The following is a 5,803-nucleotide window of genomic DNA, read 5'->3' on the forward strand; positions in this document are numbered from 1 at the left end:
GCAACGGATCGGCGGCGGGCGCGGAGCTCAGCCTGCCCGCCGCCGATCCGTTGCTCGACGCGATGGCGTTCAGCCGGGGACGATTCACCGTGGAACAGGCGGGTCAGCCACCACTCGTCATCCCCGCCTATGCCGAGGTCGGGCGGGTGATCGAGGATTGCCGGGGCTGAATCCCGCGTCCTTTCGCGGGCGCAGGATGTTCGGTCAAACATCGTCACAAAACAAGTCTTGTTTATCGCCTTGCGACTCCGCACATTGCCAATGCGCCCTTTGAAAGGGTGCATTGGCTTTAACTAGCGAAAGGAGGTGATCCGATGTCTCATGGTTCAGCAAGGGGGTCGGTTCAGTTCGTTCGGGGGGCCGGTCTCTGACATCGATAGGCGCGGTTCGGGGGGTATTTTCCCCCAATCAACGGTCGCGCCTGATGTCTTGAGGCCCGCATGGTCTCCCGGGCTGGAGCTCTCCGGCCGCTGACCATGTTTAGGGGTTGCCGGGGCCGTCGTGATGACGTCCCGGCAGCCTCTTTTCATTTATGGGACATATCGTCAGGCATTGGCTTTCGTCTCTGCGACCAAGCCATATTCTGGCCCCGGAGATAACGCTCTTTCATCACCCCGGAGAAAGCCGGGGCAGAGTAGAATCAGCGCGGGCGACAGAAGGTCTGTCCTCACCTCAAAGACTTTGGCCACTGGACCCCGGCCTTCGCCGGGGTGATGGCGGGACTCCGTCGCTTACTCTGCCTTCTCGTCCCGATACTTCATCTCCAGGAACCGCCCGCGCGTCGACAGACTGTCGAGATCGGCCTGGGCAAGCCGCTGGGTCATGTCGCCGATTTCCTGCTCGATGAGCTTCAGGCCATCGAGCAGCTGCGTGTCCGGCGTTCGGCCGTTGCGCTCGACCCGGCGAAGCGGTTCGGGCACGCGTTCATAATCGCGCAGGAAGGCGGGGAGCTGCTCGCCGATCAGGCGGCGGACCTCCATCGCCTCGGGCGTCTCGTTGTCGACACTGGCCAGTTGCGGCGACAGCGTGTCCAGCCGCCGCCCGATCCGGTCGACCAGCTGCACGGCGGGGGCAGGCAGCAACGGGCGCTGTGCGTCCAACCAGCGTTCGGTCTGGGAGGGCAGCGCCTTGATATCGACCTGGGCCAGCTTGGCGGGCGTCGGCGCGCGCGCCGCCGGGGCGAGCGCGATGGCGAGCGTCGCCGCCAGCATCAGCATCATCGCGGCCAGCGCCCCGAAAATGCCGATCCCGCCGGGCAGGATCAGGCCCGTCACCATCGCCGCAATCAGGATGACCGCATTGGCCACCGCGATCAGGATCAGGCGTTGCAGCGCCGAGCGCGCCCGGCGGCGCACCCGCTTGACGGTCTGCCCCGCCTGCCCCCGATAATCCTGCGAGATGCGCGCCATCACTTCGCGCGCCCGTTCGATCTGGGCATCGACCTCGTTCGAGCGAGGGGTGGTCACGGGCTTACAGCGCCTCCAGCTTGAACGACGACGCAGACGATCCGCTGGTTAGCTGCGGGTTCTGCGCGCCCTCGGCTCGGGCGATATACCCCTTCGACTTCTCGACCTCGTTGCCCAGCGTCGTGACCGTGGTCTTCATCGAATCGAGCGCCTTCATCTTGAAGCTGTCGATCGCATCCATCGTGTCATAGATATTCTGGAAGGCGCGTTGCAGCGTCTCCAGCGGAATGGTCGAGGCCGCCGCCTGTTCATGGATTTGCGCGGTCTGGCTGCGCAGCAGCTTGCCGGTCGAATCGATGATGTTGGCGGTGGTCGAGTTCAGCGCGGTGATCTGGTCGAGCACCAGCTTCTGGTTCGCCAGCGCCTGCGCCACGGTGACAGCGGTGCGCAGCGCCGAGACGGTGGTGGTCGAGGCGCGGTCGACGCCCTTTACCAGTTCGACATTGTTCTTCTTGACCAGATCCAGCGCCAGATAGCCCTGCACCGTGACCGCCATCTGGGTCAGCAGGTCCTGGGTGCGCTGGCGGGTATAGAAGAGCGCGGTCTCGCGGATCGCCTTGGCCTTGGCGGGATCACTGTGATCCAGCTCGTTCGCCGTATCCTCCAGCTTGGCGTCCATCGTCTTGGACAGATGGATCATCTGCTCCAGCCGCCCCATCGCCGACCAAAGATTCGCCCGCTCAGTATCGATCGCGGCATTGTCCATCAGCAGTTCGTCACGGCCCGAGGACAGGCTTTTCAGGATCGCGGCGATATGCGTCTGCGACGAGCGATAGCCGTCGAAATAGTCGCGCATCTTGTTGCCGAAGGGCAGGATGCCGAGCAGCTTGCGCGGGGCGGAGAGATTGCCCTGGCGACCCGGATCGAGACTTTCGACGACGCGGCGCAACTCGGTCAGGTCCTTACCCACGCCCGTCTCGCCGTCCATCGCCTTGACCGGGCGGTCGAGGAAACGGTTGGACTGGCTGGCCGCCTCGCGGATTTCCTTTTGCCCCATGGCGGTGATCGCATCGACGCGGCGGCCGAATTCGGGGCTGTTCACGTCCTGCGCAATCAGTTCGGCGACGAAGCCGTCGACCTTCTGCTCCAGCTGGCTGCGCGTCTTGTCATCGACGGGGACCAGCCCCGCGGCCTGGGCGGGCGCCACCGTCGGCACGGGATCGGGCGGCGTCAGCGTCAGCCCCTTTTCCTGCGTCACGGTATCGGCGGTCGTGGCCATGCTCAAAGTCTCCAAATGCCCTGGCACATAGTGTGGAGGGGATGGCGACCCGGTTCAAGTGTATTATGGGGATAATACTATACGTCGATTTGATGCTGCGGACGCGCAACCGAAGTGGCGGGGGTTCGTTACCCGACCTCGACCTTGCCTCTCCGGGCGGTCCGATCATCCCCCAAAGCCCTGGGCTTCCATGCTTTTGCGTGGCGGATCATGCGGTTACGGAACGGCGATCGAGCCCCGACCGAAGAAGCCGGGCCGAATCGCAGCAGACAGAGACACCCGCCTGCCCCCTTGCCGGTTCACCGCCGTCAGGGGGCTTTTTTGGGCCGGTCAGGCGTCGAACAGACCGTCCTGCGACCCGATCGGCGGGTTCAGTCCCAGATGCTTCCACCCGCCCGGATTGAGGATACGCCCTCGTGCGGTGCGCGCCAGCAGGCCGAGCTGGATCAGGAACGGCTCGATCACCTCCTCGATCGTGTCGCGCGGCTCGGAGAGGCCAGCGGCCAGCGTCTCCACCCCCACCGGTCCGCCGCGATAGACATCGGCGATCATCGTCAGATAGCGCCGGTCCATCGCGTCGAGCCCCAGCGCATCGACCTCCAGCCGGTTGAGCGCCTGGTCGGCGGCGGCGGCATGGACGATCTCATGCCCTGCCACGCTGGCGAAATCACGCACCCGACGCAGCAAGCGCCCCGCGATACGCGGCGTGCCCCGCGAGCGGCGCGCGACCTCAACGGCACCGTCCTCGGCGATGGGCAGGTCGAGCAGGCGGGCGGCGCGGGTGACGACGCGGGTCAGTTCCTCGACCGTATAGAATTGCAGGCGGACCGGGATGCCGAAGCGATCGCGCAAGGGCGTGGTCAGCAGTCCCTGCCGCGTCGTCGCCCCCACCAGCGTGAAGCGCGGCAGGTCGATCCGCACGCTGCGCGCCGACGGCCCCTCGCCGATCATCAGGTCGAGAACCCGGTCCTCCATCGCCGGATACAGAACTTCCTCGACCGCCGGTTGCAGGCGGTGGATTTCGTCGATGAACAGGACGTCACCGTCTTCGAGGTTGGTCAGCAACGCGGCGAGATCGCCCGACTTGGCGATCACCGGGCCGGAGGTGGCACGGAAGCCTACGCCCATCTCGCGCGCGATGATCTGCGCCAGCGTCGTCTTGCCCAATCCCGGCGGGCCGAAGAACAGCACATGGTCCAGCGCATCGCCGCGCCCGCGCGCCGCCTGGATGAAGACGCGCAGATTGTCGCGCGCCGCCTGCTGCCCGACGAACTCGTCCAGGCTTTTCGGGCGGAGCGCGGCGTCGACATCCTCGGGACGGCGGCTGGCGGACAAAAGGCGGTCTTGGTCGGTCACGCGGCTAGCCCTAGCGGCTGGGGGGCATGGCTGTCGAGCAGCCAAGCGAACATTGCACGAACATAGCAGCCCAGGCGGGCCCGCGCCAATCGCCCATGCCACGGCTTAACCCCGGATAGCGGACTCGCAAACCGAAACGCGCTATGATCGGGGCCATGCCGCACGATGTCTATCTGGCCACTGCCGTTTCGCCCGCCCTGGAGGCGATGCTCGCCGAACGCTTCACGCTCCACCGCGACACGCCGCCGCCCGGCACCAAGGCGATCGTCGGGGGCGGCCAGATGACGGTCGACGCCGCGCTGCTGGAGCGTTTGCCCGAGTTGGAGATCATCGCGGTGCACGGCGTCGGTCATGACGGGATCGACCATGACGCGGTGGCGGCGCGCGGTATCCGCATCGCGATCACGCCCGACGTGCTGACCGAGGATGTCGCCGACCTTGCCATCGCGCTGTGGCTGGCGGTCGATCGGCGGGTAGCGGCGAACGACCGGGCGGTGCGCATGGGCAATTGGGCGGTGCCGCTCGGCCGCCGGGCAAGCGGGCGGCGGATCGGAATTTTCGGACTGGGCCGGATCGGCCAGGCCATCGCCGCCCGCGCCAAGCCGTTCGGCGGCGAGATTGCCTATACTGCGCGGTCGGAGAAGCCGGTGGCGTGGCGCTTCGTTGCCGATCTGGCGACGCTGGCGGCGGAGAGCGACGTGCTCTTTCTTGCCGCACCGGGTGGGGAGGAGACGCGCGGCGTTGTCGATGCCGAGGTGCTGGAGCGGCTGGGCGCGGATGGCGTCCTCATCAATGTCGCGCGCGGCAGCCTGGTCGAGGAAGACGCGCTTATCGCCGCACTGGAGTCGCACAGGCTGGCCGGGGCGGGGCTGGACGTGTTCGCCGACGAGCCGGACGTGCCCTATGCGCTGCGCCGGATGAACCATGTCGTGCTCGCCCCGCACCAGGGCAGCGCCACGCGCGAAGCACGCGCCGCCATGGCGGAGATGGTGGTGGCGAATCTGGACGCGCATTTCGCCGGGCACGCGGTGCCGGGGTTGCTGGGGTAAGGTTTTCCCCTGCCTCCGACACGCGTTACTTGGCGGCTTTCCGCAACGCCAACCGCACCAGCGCATCAAGCGACGCGCCCGCCCCCAATTCCTCTTCGGCGGTCGCCACCGCCGCATTGGCCTCGGCCGGACGAAAGCCAAGGTTGAGCAGCGCCGACACTGCGTCCGCGCCAGCCCCCGCCGACGCGGCGACTCCGCCGCCGGACCCCGGCGCGAGCACGATGCCGCCGACCTTGTCCTTCAACTCCATGACAATCCGCTGGGCGAGTTTCGGTCCCACGCCGTTCGCGCGCGCCACCATCGCCTTGTCGCCGCTGGCGATCGCGCGCATCAGATCGGCGGGCTCCAGCGCCGACAGGATCGCCAGCGCCACGCGAGAGCCCACGCCCTGCACGCCCGTCAACAGCCGGAACCAGTCTCGTTCGTCCGCGCTGGCGAAACCGACCAGGCGGATCGAATCCTCGGACACCAGCATCTCGGTATGCAGCATCGCCGCCTCGCCCACCGGGCCGATTGCGGACAGCGTGCGCGCGGACGCACCTACCAGATAGCCGACGCCGCCGACATCGATCACCGCATGGTCGATGCCGGTGGAGTCCAAACGTCCCTTGAGATGCGCGATCATGCGGATGGGTTAGAACAAAAGGGGGTGGACGTCACGGGGTGTTATGATTGGGTTCGTCGCCTGGGGCTTTGCCCTCCCCCATCCCCTC

5 protein-coding genes are annotated in these 5,803 nt (G+C 66.8%); 1 reads left to right on the top strand and 4 read right to left on the bottom strand.

Features of this window, described 5'->3' with window-relative positions:
* Positions 1–731 precede the first annotated feature (731 nt).
* From SB4_RS17800 to ruvB, 3 genes are all read right to left on the bottom strand, one after another.
* Positions 732–1,466, bottom strand: a complete 735-nt coding sequence (locus SB4_RS17800) for an HAD family hydrolase (RefSeq protein WP_241488681.1) — start codon at positions 1,464–1,466, stop codon at positions 732–734.
* A 4-nt stretch (positions 1,467–1,470) separates the two neighbouring features.
* Positions 1,471–2,685: a toxic anion resistance protein gene (locus tag SB4_RS17805; protein WP_058753647.1), complete on the bottom strand. Its 1,215-nt coding sequence runs from the start codon at positions 2,683–2,685 to the stop codon at positions 1,471–1,473.
* Positions 2,686–3,015: 330 nt separating this feature from the next.
* Positions 3,016–4,041 carry a Holliday junction branch migration DNA helicase RuvB gene (gene ruvB, locus SB4_RS17810; RefSeq protein WP_058718293.1) on the bottom strand — a complete coding sequence of 342 codons (1,026 nt, stop codon included), beginning with the start codon at positions 4,039–4,041 and terminating at the stop codon, positions 3,016–3,018.
* A gap of 155 nt (positions 4,042–4,196) precedes the next feature.
* On the opposite strand from ruvB, the gene SB4_RS17815 reads away from it, so the two are divergent.
* Positions 4,197–5,090, top strand: a complete 894-nt coding sequence (locus tag SB4_RS17815; protein WP_058753650.1) for a 2-hydroxyacid dehydrogenase — start codon at positions 4,197–4,199, stop codon at positions 5,088–5,090.
* A 25-nt stretch (positions 5,091–5,115) separates the two neighbouring features.
* On the opposite strand, the gene ruvA is transcribed toward SB4_RS17815, so the two are convergent.
* Complete coding sequence (gene ruvA / locus SB4_RS17820; protein ID WP_058753648.1) at positions 5,116–5,715, bottom strand: Holliday junction branch migration protein RuvA; 600 nt, start codon at positions 5,713–5,715, stop codon at positions 5,116–5,118.
* Positions 5,716–5,803 lie beyond the last annotated feature (88 nt).

The sequence above is a fragment of the Sphingomonas sanguinis genome, assembly GCF_001476905.1.
Taxonomy (GTDB): Bacteria; Pseudomonadota; Alphaproteobacteria; order Sphingomonadales; family Sphingomonadaceae; genus Sphingomonas; species Sphingomonas sanguinis_B.